We start from the raw sequence: 23,977 nt of genomic DNA, 5'->3' as shown, positions 1-23,977 counted from the left end.
TGGTCAGTCCCGATGGATGGCAGCGGAGAAGGCAAACGCGCTGCCTTTTCCGGTAACGACCACAAGCGGATCGTCATGCGGTGTAAACGTGTTGTCGTCGGCCGATATTGCATCCGTCGCCGGCGAAGGCAGTCGGACGCGCAGTGAAAGGGCAGCGTTACCAAAATCCCAGATGGCCTCGATCAGGGATCCTTCGCGCCGGACTGCGACCTGCGGGTTCCTTGTCGTCTCAAGCATCGGCACAATGTGCGCGCGCCGCACGGAAAGGAGTTCGCCCACGAAGTGCGCATGGTCGTGCTGTTCCGCGCGATGCGGCTCCCCTACCTTGCAGGCATGGAAGGTTTCCGGCGCGATTGGATCGGGCACTTGGCCGCCGAATGCCTTGAACTGCGCGAACTCCTCGGCGCGGCCCTTGCGAACAGCTTCGGCAAGGTCGCCCGTGAAATCTGCGAAGAACAGGAACGGGGCATCGGTCAGGAATTCATCGCCCATGAAAATCATCGGGGCGTAGGGCGACAGCAAGGTCAGCGCAGTCACGACGCGCAGCGCGGTGTGATCGGTAACCAATTGGTGCAGTCGCTCGCCTTGCGCACGGTTTCCGATCTGATCGTGATTGCCGAGGAAATTCACGAAAGCAGTGCGCGGCAATGCAGTAGAAGGCTCGCCCCGCAAGACCTTGGACGCTAAACGATGCTGGCCTTGCTCGACATATCCGTCGCGCAGCGCAACCTCGATATCCGCGAGCGGATCCACAGCAAAGGTAGCGTAGTAGGCTTCGTTCTCTCCGGTCAGCAGGCAGTGGATGGCGTGGTGCCAATCGTCGTTCCAGGTCGCATCGAATGTGTCCCCTCGTGCAAGATGACGCGTCAGATTGCGCTCGTCCTCGGTCACGAGGTGGATCGGGCGCCCCCATTCGATGGCCCGTACGCGCTCGCCCAGCTCGTCGAGGAAGTGGACGGCAGAGGTGTCCTCAATGGCGTGGACCGCATCGAGCCGCAATCCATCGAGCCTGTACTCGCTCAGCCAATAAAGAGCGTTCTCAAGGAAATAGTCACGCACGGCCCTGGTTTCGTAGGCGATGCCCTGCCCCCATGGCGATTGGCGGTCGCCATGGAAGAACGACGGGCACCAGGCCGAAAGGTAATTTCCGGCAGGACCCAGATGGTTGTAGACGACATCCAGCAGTACACCCATTCCCAGCGCGTGCGCCCTGTCCACGAAGCGTCGGAATTCGTCGGGCACCCCATAGGCACGGTGCGGCGCATACGGCAACACGCCGTCGTACCCCCAGCCCCGCTGCCCCTCGAACTGGGCGACCGGCATCAGTTCCACCATCGTCACGCCCAGTTCCCGCAGGCGGGCAAGTGCTTCGGTGGCCGCGGCAAATGTACCCTCATTGGTGAACGTACCGACGTGCAGTTCGTAAATCACCGCCTCCTCCCAAGGACGGCCAGCCCATGGACTGCGCCATTCGAAGGCCCTGGGGTCGACCAGTAGCGAGGCGCCGTGGACACTGTCCTCCTGCTCCCGTGCGGCCGGGTCGGGGTAGGCCGTGCCGTCGACAATGAACCTGTAGCTTTCCCCGGTCTTCGCAGCGGCTTGCGTGTTCCACCAGCCCTCCGACTCGCGTCCGAGCACCTTCCGGCCGGCCCGAAAGCTCACCGAGACCGCGTTTGCATCGGGCGCCCAAAGGCGAAAACGCCAACGACCATCCTCAAGCAGGTCAGCGCCCCACGATTTACACGATGGAGACTTCGTTCCGGGCGGGCGTCGGGCCGGCGACGCAGAGGGGCCGGACTGCCTCACTGCGGCGCGAAGACGCTGACGCTGGCGGCGGGGACAATCGCAGTGCCGCTCTCAACTTCCTCAGCCTCGAACGCCTCCTCGCGCGAAGTGTCCATCACGCGGTGCCATTTTTCTATTCCATTGTGTTCAGGAAGCGTGAAAGTCACCTCGTCGCCCGCGTTGAGCACAATGAACAGTGGCCGCTCGCCCTCCACGAAAGCTTCCTGCGCGGAATAGGTGAGGAACAGCCCCAGCACGCGCAGTTCGGCCTGGCCCCAGAGTTCGGCGTCCATCTCCCGCCCATCGGGCTGATGCCAGGCGATCTCCATACGGCCGTCCTCGGCGGGATCGCCGTTCAGGAAATTGTCCTGAGAAAGGACCGGATGCGCGCGCCGAAAGCCCACCATGCGCGCGCAGAACGCCAGCAAGACATCATCCTTGTCCGCCCAGTTCAACCAGGCGGTCTCGTTGTCCTGGCAATAGACGTTGTTGTTGCCGTTCTGGGTGTTGCCGAATTCGTCTCCGGCAAGGATCATCGGCACGCCCTGGCTGAGCAGCAGCGTCGCCAGCATGGCGCGGCGGCGGCGAGCGCGCGCCGCGTTGATGCCGATGTCGTCGGTGGGCCCTTCGGCGCCCATGTCGTGCGAGAGGTTGTTGTCGTGCCCGTCGGCCCCGCCTTCTCCGTTCGCCTCGTTGCGCCGCTCGTTATACGAGACGGTATCGAGTAGCGTGAAGCCGTCGTGTGCCGCAAGGAAGTTGACAGACGAGGTAGCGCCGCGATCGGAATGGTTGAACTGCTCGGGCGATCCGAGCAGATGATTTGCAAGGTCGCCTACGAGCGCCGGATCGCCGCGCCAGAAGCCGCGCGCAGTATCGCGGAACTTGTCGTTCCATTCGCGGAATGGGTACGGAAAACCGCCGACCTGATAACCACCGCTGCCCACGTCCCAAGGCTCTGCGATGAGTTTGATCCCAGAAAGGATCGGATCCTGCCGAATCGCATCGAAAAAGCCGCCTTCGCGGTCGAAACCCATGGCCTCGCGGCCGAGCGTGGAAGCAAGGTCGAAGCGAAACCCGTCCACGTGCATCACCTGGACCCAGTAGCGCAGGGAATCGAGCACCATGCGGATGACCATGGGATGCGCGACGCTGAGGGTATTGCCGGTGCCGGTCTGATCGAAGCTGTAGCGCGGATTGTCCTGCGAGAGGACGTAGTAGCTGGCGTTGTCGAGTCCGCGAAAACTGAGCGTCGGCCCGCGCTCGGACCCTTCTGCGGTGTGGTTGTAGACCACATCCATGATCACTTCGATGCCGGCCCGGTGAAACCGCTTCACCATGTCCTTGAATTGGCGGATCGCCCCCGAGCCACCGGGCCGGTGTCTTTGATCGGGTCCCAGATAACGAGGCTCCGGCGCAAAGTAGCCCAGCGTCTGATACCCCCAGTAGTTCGACAAGCCCTTGTCGAGCAGCATGCGGTCGTCGAGGAAGAACTGGCACGGCAGCAGTTCGATCGCCGAAACACCCAGTTTGCAAAGGTGCGCGAGGATCGGCTCGCTGACCATACCCCCATAGGTGCCGCGCAGTTCCTCCGGCACGTCGGGGTGGAGCATTGTAAGCCCGCGAACGTGCGCTTCGTAGACCAGCGTTTCGCCCCAGGGCCGGCGGATGGACTTGTCTCCCTCCCAGTCGAAAGCCGGGTCCTGCACAACGCCCTTGATCATGAACGGCGCGGAATCGCGGTTGTCGAAGGTCAGATCGTCGCCAGTCGAAAGGTCATAGCCCCAAAGCGCATCATCCCATTGCAGCGTACCTGCGATTTCGCGCGCATAGGGATCGAGCAGCAGCTTGTTGGCATTGAACCGATGGCCGCACATGGGCTCGTACGATCCATGCGCGCGGTAGCCGTAGAGCTGACCGGGCCGCACTCCAGGCATATAGCCGGAAAAGATCGAGCCTTCCCGGCTCGGCATTTCGAGCCGGGCGAGTTCCTCGGCCCCATCCTCGGAAAACAGGCACAGTTCGATGGCCTCGGCGTTTTCCGAGAAGACCGCGAAATGCGTGCCTTCTCCTGTATATTCCGCGCCTAGTTCGTGATATTGCCGGTCCGGCTTGCTAAATGCGAATGTCATCGGCTCAGACCGCCGGAAGGGCGGGGACCACCGCGGGAACCGGAATTTCCCCCAGGCTCCTGAGCGATGACCTTTCTGGAAGTATCGTGTACTTGTGCCGCAAAGCGGCGAGATGCTTCAGTGCTTGCGCGGATATCAGGCGAATGCCGCCCGGCGAAACGATGCACCAGTTTCCGAAATCGGCGATGGTCTCGTTAAGGTCGAAGCCGTCGGGAATCACTGCATCTCCTGTCACGATCGCATTGGAGATGGATACCCATCGTCCGATGCGCGCGCCTGGCAACACTGCCACGCCTCGCAGAAGCGAACCGCCGCCGAACGTGCTCTGACGATTGTCCGCTAGGCTCACCACGGGCCACTTAGGATCGAGAACCAAAGCCCCCGCCGCCAGTTTCATCTGGACCGCATGATAGGCATCAAGGGTCCCCAGATCCTGCCACAACGGTTCTTCCTCGCCCCGTCCCGGCAGGGCGTAGGCAAAAGCGTTTCCAGCGGCGACAAGATGGGGAACGATGTGCCTTCCGAAGTCCAGATCGGTTACTGCCTTCGCCATCGTTGCCAGCAGTGGGCGCAGCACTTTCCAGTCGAATACATAGATGCCCATCGATGCCAGCGCTCGGCCCGGCAGATCCCCTGCTTCAGGCGCGATCCGGGGCTTTTCGACAAAGGCCGTTATGCGACCGGAAGCGTCGGCAGCCAGAATCCCGAACTCGCTCGCCTGCGGGACCGGTACGTGAACGACGCCTACCGTGACGGAGGCGGCCCGATCGACGTGGCGCTGCACCAGCGGCCGATAGTCCATCTGGTAAAGGTGATCCCCAGCCAACACGACCACGTGTTCGGGTGCCTCGCGCTCGATCTGATCCATCACGCTGGCCACCGCATGCGCGGTTCCGGCGAAGGGTCCATGATCCGATCCGTCAAGCACCGTGAACCCGCACGGCGTGCTATCCGACACCCACCGCGCCAGATGAGCCTGTAGCGTGGAAGGCGCGTGCTGGGTCAGCACCATCGCTTTTTGCAGACCGGAATTGACGATATTTGCCAGAGTAAAATCGATCAGCCTGAGATCGGGACCGATCGGAAGTGCCGGCTTCGCTTCACAGTCGGTCAGATCGTGAAGACGGCTTCCTCTACCGCCAGCCAGAACGATGGAAAGAACTCCACTGGGCGACGGAACGACTTGCGCAGATTCCATGTATCCCCTCGGTCGGATCTTGGGTTCTGCGGCACAATTCGCCAACCACCGCCCGGGTTCCAACGTTATAACCCAAGTCATGTCGATTTTTGGCCGCAAGCGGGCAGCACGTGCAGCACGGACAGGTTCCCTTTTCCCGTTGGACCGAGTCCGTGCATCCCCGACATATATCGGCCGAGGAGAGATTCCAGGACCGAATGCAAGTCACACGACTCCCGCCACGTCACGGGCACCGCTTCCATTCCGGGCAGTCGGTGAACCAACCGCGACGGGAAGCCGTCCAAAGGCGTGCCCAATCACAATTCCGATCGCGCCCTGGAAGCCGAACTTCATCCCGACGAGGAGGACGAGCGACTCAACCCCGGGCTCGGCACTCAGACAACCGTCGGGGCGGGCTGACCAACCGGCATCCGACGAAGCTGCCTGAGACCGATCCCCGGCCCGATCGGCAACCGCACAACGCGGCGAACGTTGATCCCTGAACAGAAAGAAAGGTCACATGTGATGAAAAGGAATGACGTGATCGATGTAAACCGTGCGAGTGCGGAGGAACTGGACACCGTCGCCTGCCTCAAGGGGCACGGCTTCGAAATCGTTCGCTATCGCGAGGAAAGGGGCCGTTTCACCGAACTGCGGCAACTTGAGGAAGTGCCCGGGCTCGCCGGCAAAGTCGATTACGACGATGAACTGACGGTCGGAAACCGCTGAGTACGCGGCCCCCGGATCTATAGAGGGCGCGCCGTCCCGCAATCCCCGAGGCCTCATCACGATGCTCGAATCCTATACCGCACTATTTCCCGCACCGGCTGCAGGTGTTGTCGCCCCCACCGCACAGCTGGGCGCCCTGTACCACCAGACCGCAGGGTGGATCAGCGCCCGCTGGCTCGACTTCCTGCTCGCCTGTGCCGCCGCCGCCGCAATCTACCTCGTGCTCAATCTCATTCGCGCGGCCGGTATCCGCCTGTGCCGCCGAGGCGCCACGCGGACAGACTGGGACAGCATCATCGGACGCGCGATCGCCAGGACGAGCCGTGTTTTCCTCCTGCTGGTCGCCATCCGCCTGGTGGCCGCCTATACTGACCCGCCCCCGCTCGTGCTAACCACGATTGTCTCCCTGTTCACCGTTGGAACAGTCATCCAGGCAGCGTTCTGGGCAAGGGAGATCGTCTTCGGCGCAATCGAACAGCGAACCGTCGAGCACTCGGAGCACCGGCAGGCGCTTGCCAGCGCGTTCGGCATCATCCGGCTGCTCGTCACGATCGCGCTTGCGGCCGTGGCGCTCGTCCTTATTCTCAGCAATCTAGGGGTTAACGTCACCGGTCTGATCGCTGGCCTGGGCGTGGGCGGCATCGCCATTGGCCTGGCTGCTCAGGGCATTTTCGCAGATCTCTTCGCCGCGCTTGCCATCCTGTTCGACGGACCGTTCCGCGTCGGAGATGCGATATCTTACAACAACGGAGCAGGTTCAGGGACGGTCGAAAAGATCGGCCTGAAATCCACCCGCATTCGCGGGGCAGCAGGCGAGGAGCGGATCGTTGCGAATAAGAATCTGCTTGATTTCGAGATCCTCAACACCTCGCGCCGGCTTCACAATCGCTTCAAATTCGACTTCCATCTGGGCTACGCTACGCCGGCAGAGGTCGTGTTGCTGGTGCCAGCCATGCTTCGCGAAGCCGTGGAAGGCGAGGGATACACCCTTATCCACGGCGGGCTGAACGGGTTCGGTGATAGCGGCCTCAACTACGACGTCGAATTCGAATCTGCCGATATCGATTTCCCGGCCGACGCGCGCGACAAGGTGGCCGCTGCGATCCTGACGCGTTTTCGCGGGCATGATATCAGTTTCGCCTATCCCACGCAGATCAACTTGGTGCGGGAGAAAGCTGGGCCCGACACAACGCGACTGCAGGCGGGCCCCGGCTACAGCGAAGTGCGAAAGCCTGTCCGGGAAGTTCGTTGAATGAGACCGGCATCGAAGCAGTGACGTCGCCATCCGGCCAAAGCACAGAAGGGAGTGTGCCATGCCCAATTTGACTTTTACGAGCGCCGTCCGAACGTGGCTGCAGGATCGCCGCGCGGTCGAATTTCCCGGCCAGTGGGAAGCGACGCAGTACAAATTCTATGTCGCAGGGGAAGTGCTTGAAGATCTTGGCGGGCTAGAGGATGGCGTGAACCCAGACAGCGCGTTGAGGGTATTCGACGACCATCAGGGCGTTTTGCTTCCGGCGGCCGACTTCTTGTGGGCCCACAGCGACAAAATGCAGGACGAATATGTGATCACGCGGGAATTCTTTCGGAAATTCCAGCGCGATCATACCGCCTCCTAGCCAACCAGGCGGGCATGGGCGGCCCGGGGGAACGATCAGGAGGCGCGGGGAGAAACTGATTACGGGATGGAACCTGCCAGAAGAAGAACCGGGTCCGTCGATCGCCTGCTTTCCGCCCTGCTACCCCTGCCCGATACCAACCAGGTGACGCTGCGCGTCGGCACAAACGCCGATACGCGCTCCCGCTCAGTGGACGGCCAGAGCAGTGGGCGAGGCGGACGACGGCGCGGCGTGCAGGCACTCGTGGTAAGGGATCGCAGGAACGACTGATCGCGGTGATGGCAGCCATTTCCACATCGCCTGACACTGGCCTAGGGACGGGCGGCACGGGAGAGCAACGAGGCGCCGATGGCCGGATGGCTCGAGCTCGATGCCCCCAAAGCGGTAGCATTGCATCCCGCCCGCTGGAACCATTAGTCCGGATTACCCTCCAACGGCAGAAGATCCGGCCACTTCAGATCACCCCGCCCTCAACCAAAGGATCCGGAGGTAGCGCCAAGCGGGACCTCGCCCTGATCCTCGCCATCCCAGTAATGCGCCCGCTCGCCAACCACCTGGATCAGCACGATCCCGGGCGTATCGATGCCCTGCGGCCACCAGCGCTCCAGCCCCTTGGTCCAGTGCTCGGCAAAACGGGTCTTGTCTCGCACCAGCAGTGCACGGCCCTCCACCGCCAGGAAGAACGGCCGCATACCCAGCAATCCGGACTTACCCTGATAGCTGAGGGTCACGTGGGGGTCGGCGTCAATATCCGAAACCATCAAGGCGGAATCGTCGGCGAAGAACCAGGCTTGGCCGCCGTAGTCGACCTCGCGGTTGTTGCTCATCGGCCTTGCCGCGATAGCGCCGCCGCTGGTGTGGGTTGCGAGCATCGCGAAATCGATGTCCTTCATCTTTTCGGAAATCTGCTCAAGCGTCATGGTCATGGCATCCTCCTTGATCGATACCTTGACGAAACGTTCGAGCGCGCGATTTCGGCCACCCCGCTCGATCACTCCACACCGTGCCGGCACCCGGCTCGTCGCAAAGTCGCGCATCTTCACGCCTCAGCCGCGCATCGCGGAGAACCATTCGCCCGCACGTCGGTTCTCGTCAGCAGGACGCAGGCATTTTGCGAGAGGTCGGCATGGCAAAGTCACTGAGGAAGGGCGATGCGGTTAGCTGGAGCAGCCATGGCGGCAAGGCCCATGGCAAGATCGTCAAAAAGCTGACCGAACCGACGCGGATCAAGGGCCACAAAGTCGCGGCATCGACGGACAATGTGGAATAACTTGTCGAGACGGACGACGGCAAACAGGCTGCACACAAGCCGGGTTCGCTCAATCGGACCTGAACAGCATTACGCCATACGATGAACGGGAGACGGGCAATGGCACGTTTCGGATATAAGCTCATGAGCGAGGAACATGGCCCCAAGGCGCTTGTCGCCAATGCAGTCGCCGCAGAGGTCGCGGGCTTCGATTTCGTTTCGATTTCCGATCACTACCATCCCTGGCTGAAGGATCAGGGACATGGCTCTTTCGCCTGGAGCGTGCTGGGCGCCATCGCGCATGCAACATCCGGCATCGGTATCACCACCGGCCTCACCTGCCCGATCATCCGCTATCACCCGGCCATCGTTGCGCAGGCGGCAGCGACGATCGCGGTCATGAGCGACAACCGCTTCACCCTGGCCGTGGGCGCAGGGGAACGCCTGAACGAACACGTGACGGGGACGCGCTGGCCTTCGATCCCGGAACGGCATGCCATGCTGGAAGAAGCGGTCGAAATATTCCGCCTCCTGTGGACGCAAGGCGCGCACAATTACCGCGGCGCCTGGTTCACGGTAGACCATGCGCAGATATTTGACCTGCCCAGCGAAACCGTGCCCATCATCCTTGGCGTCAGCGGACCCGTGTCGCTGGATCTTGCGGTCGCCAAGGCCGACGGGATCATGACGACGGATCCGTCGCCGGAAATCGCCGAACGCTTTGCGCACGGCCCTCGATATGTCGAAGTGGCGCTGGCCTATGCCTCCAGCGAGGAGGAAGGCCGCAGGCTTGCGCACGAGCGCTTTCGCTTCTCCGCGTTCGACTGGTCCGTTAACAGCGAAATCCCCACTGTGGAAGGCTTCGAAAGCGCCACAAAATTTGTCCGCCCCGCTGACCTCGCCGACACCATTCCGGCAGGTCCCGACCCCGGCAAGCATCTCGATGCGATCAGGAAGGCTGTCGACGCGGGCTTCGACCACATCGTGCTGACGGGAGTCGGCCCGGATCAGGCCGGATTTATCCGCTTTTTCGAGGAAAACCTTCGACCCGCACTTGCGTGAAGTTCGCCAAGCGCCGATTTACCCGGACCGCCCTCCGCGCGCACCAGAGGCATCGATCGCACTTTCCCGACAGACAGGTGGCCAAAAGCCAACCCTGCGGTTCTGGTCAAAAATGGTCAGTCCTGACCTGCCATTCGCAAGTCCTCGACCAGCCGCTCCCGCTCGGCTGCCTTGGCATCAGCATCAGGAATCCGCAGCAGATAGCTGGGATGTATTGTGGCGATCAGCCGACGCCCTTCCCATGCCCGGGGCTTGCCGCGCAGGGAAGCCAGCGTCATGCGTTTCCCAGTAACGGCCTGCAGCGCGATTGCACCGAGCGTGACGACGGTGGACGGATCAACCAGGCGGATCTCCTCTGCCAGCCACCAGCGATAATGCACGATTTCGTCGGTCTTCGGCCGTTGATGCAGCCGCCGCTTGCCGCGCTGGACGAACTTGAAGCGCTTCACGGCATTGGTGACGAATGCATCGTCCCGGACGATCCCCGCTTCCCGCAGGCATTCGTCGAGCAGCCTTCCTGCCGGTCCCACGAATGGATGCCCGCTAAGATCCTCCTGATCACCGGGCTGCTCGCCTATCAGCATAACGCCGGCATGGAGCGGGCCCTCGCCCGGCACGACTCGATCGGAAAACTCGTCCGAAGGAGCAACGTCCTCTTTGGCCAAGGCACGATAGAGAGCGCCAAGGTCACCGAAATGCCGATCCGTGAATGCCCTCGCGGTTCGCATCACGATCCATCCTTGACCTCACGTATATTGCCGGGAGGGGCAGCATCACCGGAACGACCCGCGCTGTTGTCGTCCTGCTCTCCCTTCGGGTCCGTCGCCGATCGCGGGGGCTTCCCGGGCGAGGCGGGTGGGCGGATCATCTCGTTTTCGACCTCCCGGTTCTTCGGGCGCAGCTTATTCGCGGTCATGGCGGTTCTCCTTCCATCGGCAAGGTGCCTTACCCAAGGCTAACCGGCGGAATGCCATCGCGTTCCCACACGCTGGAAAGCTCAGGCATCCTTGCGCGGAGATGCAACGAGATAGCGCCAAACTCCGACCGCGTTGATAACCAGCAGGACAAGGTTCTGCCATCCGATCCCTTCACTGTCCGGATTGACAAAGCCCCAGGCCATAAGCGCCAGGGAGCTGGATACGAAGATCACCATCGCCCGCCCAGTCCACAGCCTGCCCAAGTTAAGGGAAACAATCAGGGAAGCGACTACCGCAGCGCCGGCCCCGTAGTACTGAAGCGCATCGCGCACCCTATCCATCGCCGTTTGCCTTCCCTGTTTCGCGATCTCATGCTTTGCGGGGCACCACGCTGATCTTTCCGCCTCGCTCGATAGTGGCCAGCGCGACATCGTCGATCCGGCACACCTGTTCCATACGCAGGCCCTCCATGAGATCGGCCGTGCTGATGTCGTGCCGCAGCATCGCACGCTCGTCGATCTGGCCGTCGCGGATGAGGACCATGGGGCACCCCTTCACGAAGCTGGCGAGGGGATTCCACCGAACCGTGGCCATCGCCACGAGCCTGTGCAGTACGACCAACAGCAGTGTCGACCCGAGCGAGGGCAGAAAGGGCACTCTGCCCGTCATCGCGCGGCTGATGTTCGATCCGACAATGATGGCCACCACGATGTCGAAGGGGCTGAGGTTCGAGAATGTCCGGCGCCCGGCAATGCGAATGCACGCCAGTCCATAGAAGAACAGAAGGACAGTGCGCGCGCAGAATTGCGCCATGGTCGGAGTGCCATCGTCGGGACCGACTATCATTTCAAGCCATTCCATGACCGTCTCCCTTCACAACGCCGGCGCGGCACCCCCCTTGTGTAACTTGCCAGCCCCTCCCTTGCACAAATCTCGATGGACGTCCCGGTTTCCGCGGCCTTCGCCCGGGCATCGTGCACAAACAGGCTTTTCGGCGGAGCCAATGGAACACCAACCATACTGCAAGGTTTGCAGTGGCAAGGCCGTGTTTCAACAGTAGCCGAGGAAACTTGCGACATGACCGACCTTTCCGCCCCACACACCGCCGTCACTCCCCTTCGCGGACGGAAGGCGATCATCACCGGCGGTACCACCGGGATCGGCCGGGCCATCGCCGTTCTGCTCGCCAGCGAGGGGGTGGAGGTGTTCGTCTGCGGGCGTTCTCCCGATCATCTGGCCGATGCGCTGCAACGCATAGAGGAAGTCGGAAAAGGCGATGGCGTCAGTCTGGATCTGGCAGACCCCGACCAGCTTGAAAGCTTCTTCGCACAGGCCCGTGCTTACCTTGGCAATCCGGACATCGTCATCATCAATGCGGCGGTCCCTGCAGGCGCGCTGACCAGCATGACCATGGAAGAGATCCGATATGCGGTCGCGGTCGATTTCACCGCCTATATTCTCAGCGCCAGCGCCGCCCAGCGCATGCTTGTCGACAAGGGCGACATCGTGCTGATCGGTTCGATGTCCGCCCATGTGCTGGGCCCCGGTTCCACCGTCTATGCGGGGATGAAGGCCGGGGTTGCCGGCTTTGCAGAGGCGCTTCGCCGGGAACTGGGGCCGCAGGGCATCAAGGTGGGCCTGATAGAGCCGGGCAAGACGGGCGCGGACTTTCAATATCCGGACATTCCTGCGGAGAAGCAGCGCGAAATGATCGGGAAGGAAACCATGCTGCGTGCCGAGGATATTGCCGTTGCCGTGCATTATCTGCTCACGCAGCCAAGGCGCGCCGTCGTCCAGCAGATCACGATCGCGCCGCGCGAACAGGAAAGCGAGTGAGGTCCAGCGCCCAATGACCCCGGCCGCGCGACGAGGCGAGGGCAAGACGGGGAACGTGCACCTGCTGCTGCGGATTTGATTGGCAAGCGCGAAGGCCGTTGTGCCGCTTACCCCGCCCACGCATCCCTGCCTGTTTGTCGATTGCCAGGAGTTCCTCTCGTCATGCTCCAAGGGGAGCCTTCACGAAGACCCCAGCCCGGCCGCCAGCAACGCCCTGGATGAGATCAGCTCCGGCGCCGGCAAGATGAACGCCAAGGTACGGCAACGGCGGCGAATTCCACCCCGATGCGAGCGACAGGGCATTGAACATGTACCGACACTGCTTGAAGACTTCTAAACTCTAGGGCGTAAACTCATAAATGGCACTATCGAGGCGTCCAAATGGCGAACAGCTCGGGCCGAAGAGGCCGCTGGGCGGGCTGGTTGCCCGTCCAAGGTCACTTCGGTTCGAGATGGAAGCCATTTGGGCGTCCCTTCGGGATTTGACCAAAATGGTCCATCGCTGCGTCAGGAAGTCTTGAAATATCGACATATTCCGGCGCCTTCCTTCCTTGCACTGAACCATTTTGCTTCAAACCTCGATAGTGCCATTTATGAGTTTACGCCCTAGAGCAGCTTATCTAGCGTAATGGGCAAATCACGCACCCGCCTGCCCGTGGCGTTGTAGATTGCATTGGCAACAGCCGCTCCCGTCCCGGTGATGCCAATTTCTCCGATCCCGCGAGCCCCCATTGGCGCGTGAGGATCGGGAATGTCGGTCCAGATCACCTCGATCTCCGGGACGTCCATGTGCACGGGCACGTGGTATTCGGACAGGCTGGGGTTCATTACGCGCCCCTTACGCTCGTCGAAGTGAGTTTCTTCCATCAGCGCAAGGCCCAGCCCCATGATGATGCCGCCCCGAAACTGGCTGGTGGCGGTCTTGGGGTTGAGAATGCGGCCGCAGTCGAACGAGCCAAGGAAGCGGCTGACGCGCGGCTCGCCAGTCACTGCGTTCACCCGCACTTCGCAGAACATTGCGGCGTGGCTGTGCATCGACCAGTGCATAGTCTCAAGCGGCGGTGGCCCTTGCGCCTCCACGCTGACGCTCTCCTGCCGCGCCCGTGACAAGATCGAGGCATAGCTTTCGCGACACGCGAGCTCATCGGCCTTGCACAGGCCGCGGTCGCGGCTGATCACCTGCTCCGGCTTGAGGCCCGCGAGCGGGGAGTCGTTGCCGGCCAGCTTGAGCAATTCCCTCACCAGTTCGCGATGCGCCGCCCCCACCGAGGCGCCGATCGCGGCGGTCTGCTGCGAGCCGCCGGCGAGCACGATACCGGGAAGCGTGGAATCGCCATAGTTGAACGTGACCGCCTCGATCGGGAGGCCAAGCCGCTCTGCAGCGACCTGAGTCTGTGCGGTGGCGGTGCCCATGCCCATCTCATGCGCGGCGATATCAACCACGGCGCCGCCGTCGCGCGATAGAGTGATCCGCGCGGCGCCTCCGGGCATGCGGTAATAGGGGTAAGTTGCCGTGGCGCAGCCCATGCCGACCAGCCATTCTCCCTCGCGGCGCGCGCCAGGACGTGGATCGCGCCTATCCCAACCGAAGCGCCGCGCGCCCGCACGCCAGGCCTCGACGATATGGCGCGAGGAGAACGGCAAGCCCGAGCTTGGGTCCTTTTCCGGCTCGTTGCGGATGCGCAATTCGACCGGATCCATGCCCAGCGCCTCGGCAAGCTCATCCATTGCGCTTTCGAGCCCGAACGTGCCGACCGCTTCCCCCGGAGCGCGCATGAACGTGTTGGCCAGCATGTCGAGTTCCACCACCTGCACGTCCAGTTTCAGCGTCTCGGAGGCGTAGGCGCTGCGCGTGGGCAGGATGAAAGGCTCCGGCATGGCATTGGCGGCTGTCTTCACCGTAAGGCCGGTATGGATCAGTGCCGTGAGTCGTCCATCCCGATCCGCGCCGAGGGCGACGCGCTGTTCGGTCGGCGAGCGTCCTCCGACCACGCGGTAGACACCCTCGCGTGAGAGTACCAGGCGCACCGGGCGGCCGCACTGCTTCGCAGCCATCGCCGCCAGGACCTGATGCTGCCACAGGCACTTGCCGCCGAACCCTCCGCCCACGAACGGCGAGGTGACGATGACCTTGTCCTCCGGCAGGTCGAACATGCTGGCGATCGACCAGGCCGTATGGGCGACCAGTTGCGATGCATCGTGGATGCGCAGCCTGTCGCCTTGCCAGGCGACGGTGACGCCGTGCAGTTCGATAGCGTTGTGGTTGTGGCGCGGCGTCGAGTAGCCGGCGTCCACCTTGACGTCCGCCTGGGCCAGCGCTGCCTCCGCATCGCCGCGCTCATTATGAAGGGGTTGGTTCATGAACACGGCCGGCTTCATGCCCCTGGCTCGCGCTTCGTCGAGCGCGATAAGTGCCGGTGCCTCCTCGTAGATGACCCGGACGAGCGAGGCTGCATGGTTTGCCTGTTCCTGCGTCTCCGCCAGCACGACCGCGACGGGCTCCCCATTCCAGTTGATCTCGTCGCCCTGCATGATCGGGAGGCTGTCTCCGTTAGCCGCCTTGGGGGCGGACATGAACACTGGCGGCGGCGCGAGCCGAGGGGCATTGCGGTGGTCCATCACCGCGACGACGCCCGGCGCACGCCCGGCCTGCGCGGTGTCCAGAGCAGCGATCCGACCCTTGGCAATCGTGCTGAACACCAGAGCGGCGTAGACCATGTCATCCATGGAAAATTCCGCAGCGAAGGTCGCTTGTCCAGTCACCTTGAGCGCCCCGTCGATGCGCGATAGCGGCTTGCCGACATGTCCATAGCGTTCGCGGATCAGGGGGTCCGGATCGCCGCCCGGGATCCAGCTATCGGGAGCAAGTGCCACTGCCTTCGCCATGATACCCTGCACGGCGCCCTGGACAGCTTGTTTGGCGTCGTCCGCGATGCTCATGCCACTCCTCCCGCCAAACTCCCGAGCACGGCGACCAGCGTACGGTACGCGAGCTCGATCTTGAACGCATTGCCGGGAAGCGGCTGCGCCTCCGCCAGTTCTGCAGCCGCCGCAGCAGCGAACGACGCAGCGCTTGCCGGCTGGCCGCGCAGAACCGCCTCGGCTCGCTCCGCGCGCCACGGTTTGTGTGCCACGCCGCCCAGCGCGATCCGCACCTCGCGCACCTGCCCACCCTCGACATAGAGCGCTGCCGCGACCGAGACGAGCGCAAAGGCATAGCTCGAACGGTCCCGCACTTTGCGGTAGCTAGAGCGCGCAGCAAAAGGGAGCGGCGGCAACTCGATCGCGGTGATCAGTTCGCCCGGTTCGAGCATGGTCTCGATGTCCGGGCGCTCGCCCGGCAGGCGATGCAGTTCCGTAAACGCGAGGCGGCGCTCACCGCCCGCGCTCCGCAGATGAACGACGGGATCGAGCGCCGCGAGGGCGACGCACATGTCGGATGGGTGGACCGCAACGCACGCGGGGGACGCGCCTAGGATAGCGTGGTTGCGGTTGAATCCTTCTACCGCATCGCACCCCTCGCCCGGACGGCGCTTGTTGCAGCGTGATCCCGCCTCGTCGTAGAAATAGGCACAGCGCGTACGCTGGAGTATGTTGCCGCCCACGGTCGCCATGTTGCGGATCTGCGCGCTGGCACCAGCCACGATGGCTCGGACAAGCAGCGGATAGCGAGATCGCACCAGCTTGTTTTCGGCCACTGCCGTGTTGCGTACCGCCGCACCGATCAGCAGGCCTCCATCAGGCAATTCCTCGATCCCACCCGGCAGTCGAGTCACGTCGACCAGGCGTTCCGGCCGTTCGATTGTCTCGCGCATGAGGTCCACGAGATTGGTGCCGCCGCCAAGATACTTGGTTCCGGCTTGCGCACCATAGCGAACTGCGTCTGCCGCATCGGCGGCACGGGCGTAGGTGAACGGTGTCATTCTGCTGCTTCCGCCAGCGGATGTTCCGCGTAAGTCTCGGCTACGGCCGCCACGATCCCGTTATAGGCGCCGCAACGGCACAAGTTGCCGCTCATCCGCTCGCGCAGTTCATCCTCGGTGAGCTCGATGGTCTCGGCCTCCAGATCGCTAGTCACGTAACTCGGCACTCCGCGCCCGATTTCCCCCGCCATGCCGACTGCGGAACAGATCTGGCCCGGCGTGCAATAGCCACACTGGAAGCCGTCATGATCCACGAAAGCTTGCTGCAGTCGATGTAGGCGGCCGGGGCGGCCCAAGCCTTCGATTGTGGTGACCCCGCTCCCTTCGAACTGGATCGCCAGTGCAAGGCACGAGAGAACGCGCTGCCCGTCGACGAGCACTGTACAGGCCCCGCACGCGCCTTGGTCACAGCCCTTCTTGCTCCCGGTGAGGTGGAGATGTTCGCGAAGGAAATCGAGAAGCGAAACGCGCGGATCATCCGGCAATTCTTCGGCGATGCCGTTGACGGTCATGCTCATGGCCTTCGACCTTTCTGGTTCGTTGCCTTCAAGCAGGTTACCAAACCAACAGATCAACTCGATGCAGCGGATATTGTGCCCGGCACATGCGACCGGTCGTCGGACCGAACGCGCAGTTCGTCGAAGGATTTGTGGCAGGATGCGGGGCCATGTTCCCCGCGCGCAACAACTTCGGCAACGTGGTCGCGGTAGGATCTGGCGCAGGTCGGGAACCATCGGCAATGCCGCCGGACGGGAGGCATCCTCGTCGCCACGATCGCCTGCAAGCATGGGCCCTGCTTCGTCGGGCCAAACCTCCGGCTTCAGGAAAGCAGAAGGATACCCGCCCGCTCGGTGGCTTCTGGTTACTCGCCCGGGGGACTTAAGCGCAGGTTCACTGCAGATTGCTTGCCATTTCTGGCGACCTGAATGTCGAAATCGACGCGCTGTCCTTTTAGTAGACCGGGAAGCCCGGAAGCGCTGATTGCCGTCACATGGACGAAGCAATCCTTGCCGCCATCATCGCGAGCGATAAATCCATAGCCAGCAGCGGTACTGAAAAACAGGACTGTACCACGCTGCATCCCCATGCCCCCGCTTAGCCAAACCATATTTTCGGGTCGCACAAAACGTGTCAATAAAATACGTTATATAATAGGTTAAGTCCTCTGCCCAGATTTCCCGGCCCTTAGGTCTCGCAGCAACAGCTCATCCAGCGCATGCAGATCCCCATTCGCTCCAACTTGTCGTTAGCAAGACGACAGGATTTAGCGGATGGCCAAACGGCGGGCGGGGTCGTGGGTGCGGCCTGACTTTGATGCAATCGGATGGACATTCACCGATCCCCAATACAATTTGGCCCGACACGCTTTGCGATCGACAAAAACCCGCTTCCGAGATGCTGGGGGAATGAAATGCTCGGCTCCGCAAGGCTTCGCTTCGTGAGCGCCGGGCAGCGCTGCTAGATTGGCTCCCTGCTCTACGGACATTTCCGGATAGTTACGATCAAGTCCGGACTCTACCGGGGCCGGGAATACTCTCGGATTTGCCGCGCTCGACTTGATCGATATCCATGACGCAGAAGGGACGCTGCTTGCACTGTTCGGCATGAAACGAGAGCCCCAGATGGTCCTGATAGCGCGCGCCCAGCGCGAGAGAATGAAAAGCCGCTGGACCATCCGAGGCAGACCGCTTGCAGGCAGGCGTCTTACGGCAGGGAACCCGCAGGGCCAGCCGAGGTTGATCACGCGAGAGGATGCGCCGTGGCAACAAGCTCCGTTCAGGACGACCCGAACCGCGAAGAACACAGCTTCGATCCGCCCTCGAACGCGGTCGAATTCTATTCGCGCAGCCTGCAACTGCTGGCGGGATGGGACATTCCCTACCTGCTCTCGGGCACATACGCGCTCACATGCCACACCGGCCTCGTCCGACCGACCAAGGACATCGATATCTTCTGCAAGCCGGGCGACGCCCCGCGCCTGCTCGCGCGCTTCAAGTCGGAAGGCTACCGCGTCACGGTGGAGGACGAAAGATGGATCGCCAAGGTCTGGTCCGGCGACGCGTTCTTCGATGTGATCTTCAACATGTCATCCGCTTCGATCCCGATCACCGACTCCTGGTTTGCCGAGATATTCACCGCACAGGTCTACGGAACCCAGATCCGCATAACGCCGCCAACCGAATTCATCGTCTCCAAGGCATTCATCCAGGATCGCTACCGCTATGACGGTGCCGACGTCGCGCACACGATCCTGAGACGGCACGAGGATATCGATTGGCACCGACTGCTGTCGCTGATGGAACTGCACTGGGAAGTGCTCCTTCTCCACGTGCTCAACTTCCGTTTCATCTATCCCACCGAGCGCGACCTGATCCCGCGCTGGCTGTTCGAAACTCTGATAGAGCGCATCCGCGCCCAAGCCGAACTGCCGCCGGCCGAAGTTCGCATCTGCCGGGGAAGGCTGTTCTCCCCGCGCGACTACCTGATCGACATCAGTGAGTGGGGGTTTGCCGACCTTGTCGGGAAAGGACTGGACGAGAAACATGAACGCCACCACTGAACCCCAGCGCCCGCTGCGACTGGCCGCGATCGGCGACCTTCACGTCACCGAGGAGGACAGCCGGCGCTACCGGGACCTATTTCAGGAGATCTCCCGCAATGCGGACGTGCTCGCGCTCTGCGGGGACCTCACCAATTTCGGCAAGGCAAGCGAGGCCGAGCGCCTGGCGGAAGACCTCAGGGGCTGCACGATCCCGATGGTCGGCGTGCTTGGCAACCACGACTACGAATGCGGAAGCCCCGAAGTCGTCACGCAAATCCTGCACCAGGCGGGGGTCAAGATCCTCGACGACCAGGCAGTCGAGATCGAGGGCGTGGGGTTTGCCGGGGTCAAGGGTTTCGTCGGCGGGTTCGGACGCGGCGAACTCGGCGCATTCGGGGAAGCGGCGATCAAGACTTTTGTGGACGAATCGATCGGCGAAGCCCGCAAGCTGGAGAACGGACTGCGATCGCTGCGCACCGAACGCACCGTTGCCGTGCTACACTATGCCCCGATCGTGGAGACCGTGGCCGGTGAGCCACCCGAGATATTCCCGTTCCTCGGCTCATCCCGCCTGGCGGACGCGGTCGACCGTTTCGAGAATGTGAAAGCCGTCGTCCATGGCCACGCCCATCGCGGCACCTACGAAGGACGCACGATGCGGGGCATTCCGGTCTACAACTGCGCGCAGTTCGTAGTCGCCGAGCGCTTCGGACGCCCCTACGCTGTGCTGGAAATATGAACGCCTAGTTCCCGAACGGCACGCAGTTCGCCTCCATGCCGTCCAATGGCATTTCCAACTTGAAATGCATGCCCGTGCGCGTCGGCTGCAGGCGGGTGCGCGCGTCCAGTTCGTAGGCCAGCGAGTGGAGCAGCATTTCGGTTCCGAAGCCGGCCTCCCCCATGGCGTCAGGATCGAGCCGGCATCCGTTCTCCTCCCATTCGAGCACAAGGCTGCTGCCGCTCCGATTCTCTTCACGTTGCCAGCGGACCAGGATGCGCCCATCGGACTGCGAGAGCGCGCCGAACTTGACGGCATTGCTGGCCAGTTCGTGCATAGCCAGACCGAGCAGTTCTGCCGCACGGGGGAGAAGTTCGATATCCGGCCCCTTCAATGTCACGGTTTCGCCTTCGCGGCCGAGGTGTACAGCCAATTCATCGTCGATAAGATCGGCAAGGATCACCCCCCTGCCCGACCTCGCTCGCGCAATGGTCGTCTGTGCACGGGCGAAGGCGCCGATCCGCCCCTGAAGGTGCATCTCCATGCCTTCCAGGTCCTTGCTAGTGGCTGCGGTACGCCGAATGATCGAGCGAACGCCGCTGAGCATATTGCGCATCTGGCGCTGAATGTCGGCAATCCACCGGACCTGCTCCTCAATCCGGCCCCGCAGGCTGGCGATCTCCTGTGCTGCCTCATGCGCAAAAGACGATTCCGCCTTCCCGATCGTCACTAGAATCCCCCGTACGTCCCCTTGGTCAACCCGCAGGGGGCAATAGTTCAGATCATAAAGGAGGAGCTCGGACGAATCCTGGGTGGCAATCTCACAGTCCCGGCATACGCACGAATGGCCGGCCAGCACGTCGTCATAGACCGGCCGGCCGATTTCCCAGATCGCCGGCCAGCAGCGCCTCGTGGCAAGCCCCAATTCCCTGGGATGCCGGTTCCCCATCAACGCGCTAAAAGCACCATTGTAGATCTGGACCAATTCGCCGCCCCACAACACCAGCATGGCCTGCTGGCTGCCCAGAACCAGATCTACAGCCGCCTTCAGCCGATCCGGCCAGCGACCGATCGGACCCAGCGGAGTATCCGACCAGTCCTTGTTCGTCAGGGCCGTCGCCATCGGATCGTCGGAAGGAAGCCAGCTGAAATCAGTCATTTGCGTCTATGTGCGCTCCTTCATGATCAAGGTGAAGGTAATTCGGATTGAAAAGTGCTACCGACATCAGCCGGTCGAGATCGAAAACCAGAAGGCGCCTGTTGCGCAGTTCGATTAGCTGATCACGGCGCAGTTCCTGGATGGTCCGGTTGACGTGAACCTGCGTAAGCCCCGTGGCATCGGCAATTTCCGATTGGGTCAGGGGAAATTCGCAGGAGTGCCCGTCGGTACGGCCGATCGTGCGCAATCGCACGAACATTTCGCAGAACAAGTGCGCAATACGCTCGTATGCCGTACGTTGACCGATGCTGGTGGTCCATTCGCGCTGGATCGCCACGGTAACCAACTCGCTCCACCATAACGCCTGCGCGATACGGGGGGAATTCTCGATGATTTCCTGAAATTCATATTGGGAAATTTCGGCCAGATTTACGCTCGTCACCGTCGAGAGCGAATGGTCCATCTCCTTCAGAATGAACACGTTTGCATCGCAAAGGTCGCCCGGAATAAAGAACGAGAGAATTTGCCGGCGTCCATCCGCCAGTTGCTTGTAGCGCTGGGCCCAGCCATCGAGAATCACATTGACGAAGCGGGGCCGGTCTCCCTCCCTGATAATGTCCTGACGCGGCGGCAGCACGCGCACCCGCTTTCTCAAGGCTTTCGTGAGTATTTCCCTGTCGGCGCTGGATAGCCTGACAAAGGCGGAAAGGTGCAACGTCAAGAAATTCCAAGGCCCCATGAGTAACAAACCCGTTCTCATTGCGCGGACAGGACGTGCCCCACATTCACATGCGTTAATCGATTGAAATGGCAGGCGTGGATGGCCGGTCGTTTCGCACCACGCAAGTGTATTGAAAAGCAAACGTCCGGCGCTTCGCACCGTTCCCGGCTCCCTCGGAAAGCTCGGCCGCTGCGAAGGCACCCCCTTTCGCGGCAGACGTGCCGCCGCCAACTTGAGTGGCTACGCGTCTGCAGGCAGGCGGTCGGCGCCACCTTTTATGAGCCATCGATGGAGATATAACCTAGATCAAGGCACGCCAAATGCAGATCGGCTTACTATCGGGTCTGCATCACGTTTGGGTGCGCATTCGCGAGGTCTTCCCTTGCCAGAAATCCGGCCGTTGCCGGTCCTTTCGGCGTCGCAATGTGTTTGAGATTGGAATTTCGAAATGCGCAGTCGATCCAATCGTGCCCGTCTCCTCGTCGTCGAAGACGAATACATTATTGCCACCGAGTTGGCTGCAGCACTGGAAGAAGAAGGATTTACCGTGGTCGGCCCGGCCGCCACCGTGGCCCGGGGACACGCATTGCTTCAGGACAGCCGAATGGACGGGGCAATCCTCGACATCAACGTTCGGGGTGAAAGCATCTTCCCGCTCGCCGATGAACTTGCCCGCGATGACGTGCCATTCCTGTTCTTCACAGGCTATGACGCAAGGGTTATCCCGGATCGGTTTGCAGACGTGCCCTGCTGCCAGAAGCCGTTCGCCCCCGTATCGCTGATCGGGATTGTCGAAAAACGGATCGTGCGACCTTGTTAGCCGGAATGTGATTTCAGAACTCTGCCGGCTGTTTCTCGCCGGCACCGTACAAGGGGGTAGGATTGCATCGGCTCGCTAAATTCGATGTCGCGTCGAGCATTCGGGGCAGAATGCCGCCGATTGTCGCCGAGTTCGCCTTTGGAGTGGCTTGCGCCCTTGCAATGATTGCGCTGCGCATGCTGGCGGACGTCTTTGCTCCGAACATCGGTGCTTTCGCCCTCGTTTATCCCGCAGTGCTGATCGCTGTGCTGTTCGGGCGGCTGGCCGCCGGAATAACCGCCCTTCTCATCAGTTTCACCTGGGCCTGCTGGCTTATGGTTCCGGTTGCGCAGTCCACCAGATTGCAAAACCCTTCCGATATCGGGCGGATCGTTATCAATGCCCTCAGCGTTCTCATCGTGCTCGTGCTTGCCGAAGCGTTTCGCCGTGCGGTGCGCGAAGCCGTACGGGCCTACGACGTGGAGATCGAGCGCCGCAAGATCCTGATGGCGGAACTGGAACACCGCACGAAGAACAACTTCGCCCTCGTGGCCAGCCTGCTTTCCCTCCAGGCCAGGAAGAATGCCGATCCTATGGTCAGTCTGGCACTAGAACAGGCGATTGGCCGCATCCGCACATTCGCGCAGGCCTACGAAAACCTGACCCTGGCTCAGAGTTACGACGGCATGATCGCAATGCGGCAATATGTCCACGACGTGGTCTCGCGAGCTGCAGCAGCGATGCTGCCCGATCACGTCTCAATCTCCATTGACGCCAGCGAGCGTCTGCTGCCGCAGCAAGTCGCAGTTGCCATCGGACTATTTTTCAACGAAGCGCTGACGAACTGCGCGAAATACGCCTTCCCCGAAGGACGGCTGGGCCAGATCCGGGCGGGCTTCCGCAGCAATTCGCAAGGCTGGGAAGCTTTCGTCATCGACAATGGGGTGGGCGAGACGGCCCCCGCCCGGGAAAGTGGAACAAACCTTGGCAGAAACCTGATGTCGGCCTTCGCCCAGCAGGCCCAGGCGACATATTGCTACACGGTGGGAACCACAGGATGCCACGTCTCGTTGCGTTCCGAATGCGTTCAATTCGCAAGCCCGCCCGACGCCGAATGCTCTGCCTCGTTCAAACCATGATCAAGGGGCGTTTCCGCTCCCCTTCGATTGGGCCTTTTGCAGACGGTCCCGCCCTTGCATTTCCTGCTCCTCACCCTCCAGCACAAGGTCTGGCCGAGGTCCCAATTCGCCCAGTATCCGCTTGATCCGTCCTTTTACGATCGTGGTGAGCGCGCTTCCAGCCATCCCGACCGCCTGGTCCACGTTCCTGTCGTGTTCGACTATGGACGGACGCCCGTTGGAGTCCGATTTTGCGGGTCGCATCGTTGTTCTCCTCTCATGGCGCAATGAGTGCCGGCTCGTGGCCGCCCCCTATCAAGACCGCCCCCTGGAAAAACAGAAACCGCAAAGCCGAAACCATCCTATTTCCTTATTTAACGACCCAGACCCTTCGGTGGTTTCATGGCGCTTGCCGTTCGCCGCACCCCGATAGCGGTCCATGCCGCTTTTGAAGAAAACGTCCCGCGTCCGCTCGGAATTCCACGCAGCTTCGA

At 61.9% G+C, this 23,977-nt stretch carries 25 protein-coding genes; 11 read left to right on the top strand and 14 right to left on the bottom strand.

Features of this window, described 5'->3' with window-relative positions; translation table 11 throughout:
• Positions 1–3: 3 nt before the first annotated feature.
• The 3 genes from treZ to WBP07_RS20555 are packed head-to-tail and all read right to left on the bottom strand — an operon-like array spanning position 4 to position 5,112.
• Positions 4–1,806 carry a malto-oligosyltrehalose trehalohydrolase gene (gene treZ / locus WBP07_RS20565; RefSeq protein WP_395396283.1) on the bottom strand — a complete coding sequence of 601 codons (1,803 nt, stop codon included), beginning with the start codon at positions 1,804–1,806 and terminating at the stop codon, positions 4–6.
• A complete protein-coding gene (glgX, locus tag WBP07_RS20560) occupies positions 1,803–3,914 on the bottom strand; it encodes a glycogen debranching protein GlgX (protein WP_395396282.1) in 2,112 nt (703 codons plus the stop codon). Before glgX ends, treZ begins: the two co-directional genes overlap by 4 nt.
• Positions 3,915–3,918: 4 nt before the next feature.
• Complete coding sequence (locus WBP07_RS20555; protein ID WP_395396281.1) at positions 3,919–5,112, bottom strand: glucose-1-phosphate adenylyltransferase family protein; 1,194 nt, start codon at positions 5,110–5,112, stop codon at positions 3,919–3,921.
• A gap of 519 nt (positions 5,113–5,631) precedes the next feature.
• On the opposite strand from WBP07_RS20555, the gene WBP07_RS20550 reads away from it, so the two are divergent.
• From WBP07_RS20550 to WBP07_RS20535, 4 genes are all read left to right on the top strand, one after another.
• The gene (locus tag WBP07_RS20550; protein ID WP_395396485.1) at positions 5,632–5,820 is read left to right on the top strand and encodes a helix-hairpin-helix domain-containing protein; all 189 of its coding nucleotides are present in this window, start codon (positions 5,632–5,634) and stop codon (positions 5,818–5,820) included.
• A 61-nt stretch (positions 5,821–5,881) separates the two neighbouring features.
• Positions 5,882–7,072, top strand: a complete 1,191-nt coding sequence (locus WBP07_RS20545; protein WP_395396280.1) for a mechanosensitive ion channel family protein — start codon at positions 5,882–5,884, stop codon at positions 7,070–7,072.
• A gap of 61 nt (positions 7,073–7,133) precedes the next feature.
• Positions 7,134–7,439, top strand: coding sequence for a DUF1488 family protein (locus WBP07_RS20540; RefSeq protein ID WP_395396279.1), 306 nt, complete (start codon positions 7,134–7,136; stop codon positions 7,437–7,439).
• A gap of 66 nt (positions 7,440–7,505) precedes the next feature.
• Entirely contained in the window at positions 7,506–7,709 is a 204-nt protein-coding gene (locus tag WBP07_RS20535; RefSeq protein ID WP_395396278.1) for a hypothetical protein, read from the top strand.
• Positions 7,710–7,909: 200 nt separating this feature from the next.
• Here the strand turns inward: WBP07_RS20535 and WBP07_RS20530 are convergent, their stop codons facing one another.
• Positions 7,910–8,365, bottom strand: coding sequence for a pyridoxamine 5'-phosphate oxidase family protein (locus WBP07_RS20530; RefSeq protein WP_395396277.1), 456 nt, complete (start codon positions 8,363–8,365; stop codon positions 7,910–7,912).
• Positions 8,366–8,565: 200 nt separating this feature from the next.
• Here WBP07_RS20530 and WBP07_RS20525 point away from each other — a divergent pair, with 200 nt between their 5' ends.
• Positions 8,566–8,709, top strand: coding sequence for a DUF2945 domain-containing protein (locus WBP07_RS20525; RefSeq protein ID WP_395396276.1), 144 nt, complete (start codon positions 8,566–8,568; stop codon positions 8,707–8,709).
• A gap of 99 nt (positions 8,710–8,808) precedes the next feature.
• Entirely contained in the window at positions 8,809–9,750 is a 942-nt protein-coding gene (locus WBP07_RS20520; RefSeq protein ID WP_395396275.1) for a TIGR03557 family F420-dependent LLM class oxidoreductase, read from the top strand.
• 116 nt (positions 9,751–9,866) lie between these two features.
• Here the strand turns inward: WBP07_RS20520 and WBP07_RS20515 are convergent, their stop codons facing one another.
• The 4 genes from WBP07_RS20515 to WBP07_RS20500 all read right to left on the bottom strand — a co-directional run bounded on the left by WBP07_RS20515 (position 9,867) and on the right by WBP07_RS20500 (position 11,528).
• Positions 9,867–10,478 (bottom strand): UdgX family uracil-DNA binding protein, encoded by a 612-nt coding sequence (locus WBP07_RS20515; RefSeq protein WP_395396274.1) that lies wholly within the window; start codon positions 10,476–10,478, stop codon positions 9,867–9,869.
• Positions 10,478–10,666 carry a hypothetical protein gene (locus WBP07_RS20510; protein WP_395396273.1) on the bottom strand — a complete coding sequence of 63 codons (189 nt, stop codon included), beginning with the start codon at positions 10,664–10,666 and terminating at the stop codon, positions 10,478–10,480. The genes WBP07_RS20515 and WBP07_RS20510 overlap by 1 nt, the downstream gene beginning before the upstream one ends.
• Positions 10,667–10,747: 81 nt before the next feature.
• Complete coding sequence (locus tag WBP07_RS20505; protein ID WP_395396272.1) at positions 10,748–11,008, bottom strand: hypothetical protein; 261 nt, start codon at positions 11,006–11,008, stop codon at positions 10,748–10,750.
• A gap of 28 nt (positions 11,009–11,036) precedes the next feature.
• A complete protein-coding gene (locus WBP07_RS20500) occupies positions 11,037–11,528 on the bottom strand; it encodes a DUF421 domain-containing protein (protein ID WP_395396271.1) in 492 nt (163 codons plus the stop codon).
• A 216-nt stretch (positions 11,529–11,744) separates the two neighbouring features.
• Between WBP07_RS20500 and WBP07_RS20495 the strand changes: the two genes are divergently transcribed.
• Complete coding sequence (locus tag WBP07_RS20495; RefSeq protein WP_395396270.1) at positions 11,745–12,503, top strand: SDR family oxidoreductase; 759 nt, start codon at positions 11,745–11,747, stop codon at positions 12,501–12,503.
• A gap of 606 nt (positions 12,504–13,109) precedes the next feature.
• Here WBP07_RS20495 and WBP07_RS20490 read toward each other — a convergent pair.
• From WBP07_RS20490 to WBP07_RS20475, 4 genes are all read right to left on the bottom strand, one after another.
• A complete protein-coding gene (locus tag WBP07_RS20490) occupies positions 13,110–15,443 on the bottom strand; it encodes a xanthine dehydrogenase family protein molybdopterin-binding subunit (protein WP_395396269.1) in 2,334 nt (777 codons plus the stop codon).
• On the bottom strand, positions 15,440–16,426 hold the full coding sequence (locus WBP07_RS20485; protein WP_395396268.1) for an FAD binding domain-containing protein: 987 nt from the start codon (positions 16,424–16,426) through the stop codon (positions 15,440–15,442). Before WBP07_RS20485 ends, WBP07_RS20490 begins: the two co-directional genes overlap by 4 nt.
• The gene (locus WBP07_RS20480) at positions 16,423–16,944 is read right to left on the bottom strand and encodes a 2Fe-2S iron-sulfur cluster-binding protein (RefSeq protein ID WP_395396267.1); all 522 of its coding nucleotides are present in this window, start codon (positions 16,942–16,944) and stop codon (positions 16,423–16,425) included. The genes WBP07_RS20485 and WBP07_RS20480 overlap by 4 nt, the downstream gene beginning before the upstream one ends.
• A gap of 344 nt (positions 16,945–17,288) precedes the next feature.
• Positions 17,289–17,507, bottom strand: a complete 219-nt coding sequence (locus tag WBP07_RS20475; protein ID WP_395396484.1) for a cold-shock protein — start codon at positions 17,505–17,507, stop codon at positions 17,289–17,291.
• Positions 17,508–18,185: 678 nt separating this feature from the next.
• On the opposite strand from WBP07_RS20475, the gene WBP07_RS20470 reads away from it, so the two are divergent.
• Positions 18,186–18,986, top strand: coding sequence for a hypothetical protein (locus WBP07_RS20470; protein ID WP_395396266.1), 801 nt, complete (start codon positions 18,186–18,188; stop codon positions 18,984–18,986).
• Positions 18,970–19,707 (top strand): metallophosphoesterase, encoded by a 738-nt coding sequence (locus tag WBP07_RS20465; RefSeq protein WP_395396265.1) that lies wholly within the window; start codon positions 18,970–18,972, stop codon positions 19,705–19,707. The genes WBP07_RS20470 and WBP07_RS20465 overlap by 17 nt, the downstream gene beginning before the upstream one ends.
• 4 nt (positions 19,708–19,711) lie before the next feature.
• On the opposite strand, the gene WBP07_RS20460 is transcribed toward WBP07_RS20465, so the two are convergent.
• Positions 19,712–20,809: a sensor histidine kinase gene (locus WBP07_RS20460; RefSeq protein ID WP_395396264.1), complete on the bottom strand. Its 1,098-nt coding sequence runs from the start codon at positions 20,807–20,809 to the stop codon at positions 19,712–19,714.
• 28 nt (positions 20,810–20,837) lie between these two features.
• The gene (locus tag WBP07_RS20455; protein WP_395396483.1) at positions 20,838–21,584 is read right to left on the bottom strand and encodes a Crp/Fnr family transcriptional regulator; all 747 of its coding nucleotides are present in this window, start codon (positions 21,582–21,584) and stop codon (positions 20,838–20,840) included.
• A 430-nt stretch (positions 21,585–22,014) separates the two neighbouring features.
• Here WBP07_RS20455 and WBP07_RS20450 point away from each other — a divergent pair, with 430 nt between their 5' ends.
• Together WBP07_RS20450 and WBP07_RS20445 are read left to right on the top strand one after the other, a co-directional pair.
• Positions 22,015–22,386 carry a response regulator gene (locus tag WBP07_RS20450; protein WP_395396263.1) on the top strand — a complete coding sequence of 124 codons (372 nt, stop codon included), beginning with the start codon at positions 22,015–22,017 and terminating at the stop codon, positions 22,384–22,386.
• A gap of 62 nt (positions 22,387–22,448) precedes the next feature.
• A complete protein-coding gene (locus WBP07_RS20445) occupies positions 22,449–23,504 on the top strand; it encodes a sensor histidine kinase (RefSeq protein ID WP_395396262.1) in 1,056 nt (351 codons plus the stop codon).
• Positions 23,505–23,977 lie beyond the last annotated feature (473 nt).

The organism is Novosphingobium oxfordense (assembly GCF_044029435.1).
In the GTDB taxonomy this organism is placed as follows: domain Bacteria; phylum Pseudomonadota; class Alphaproteobacteria; order Sphingomonadales; family Sphingomonadaceae; genus Novosphingobium.
The sequence above is the reverse complement of the archived record's forward strand: the minus strand, read 5'-3'. Positions and strand labels throughout refer to the sequence as shown.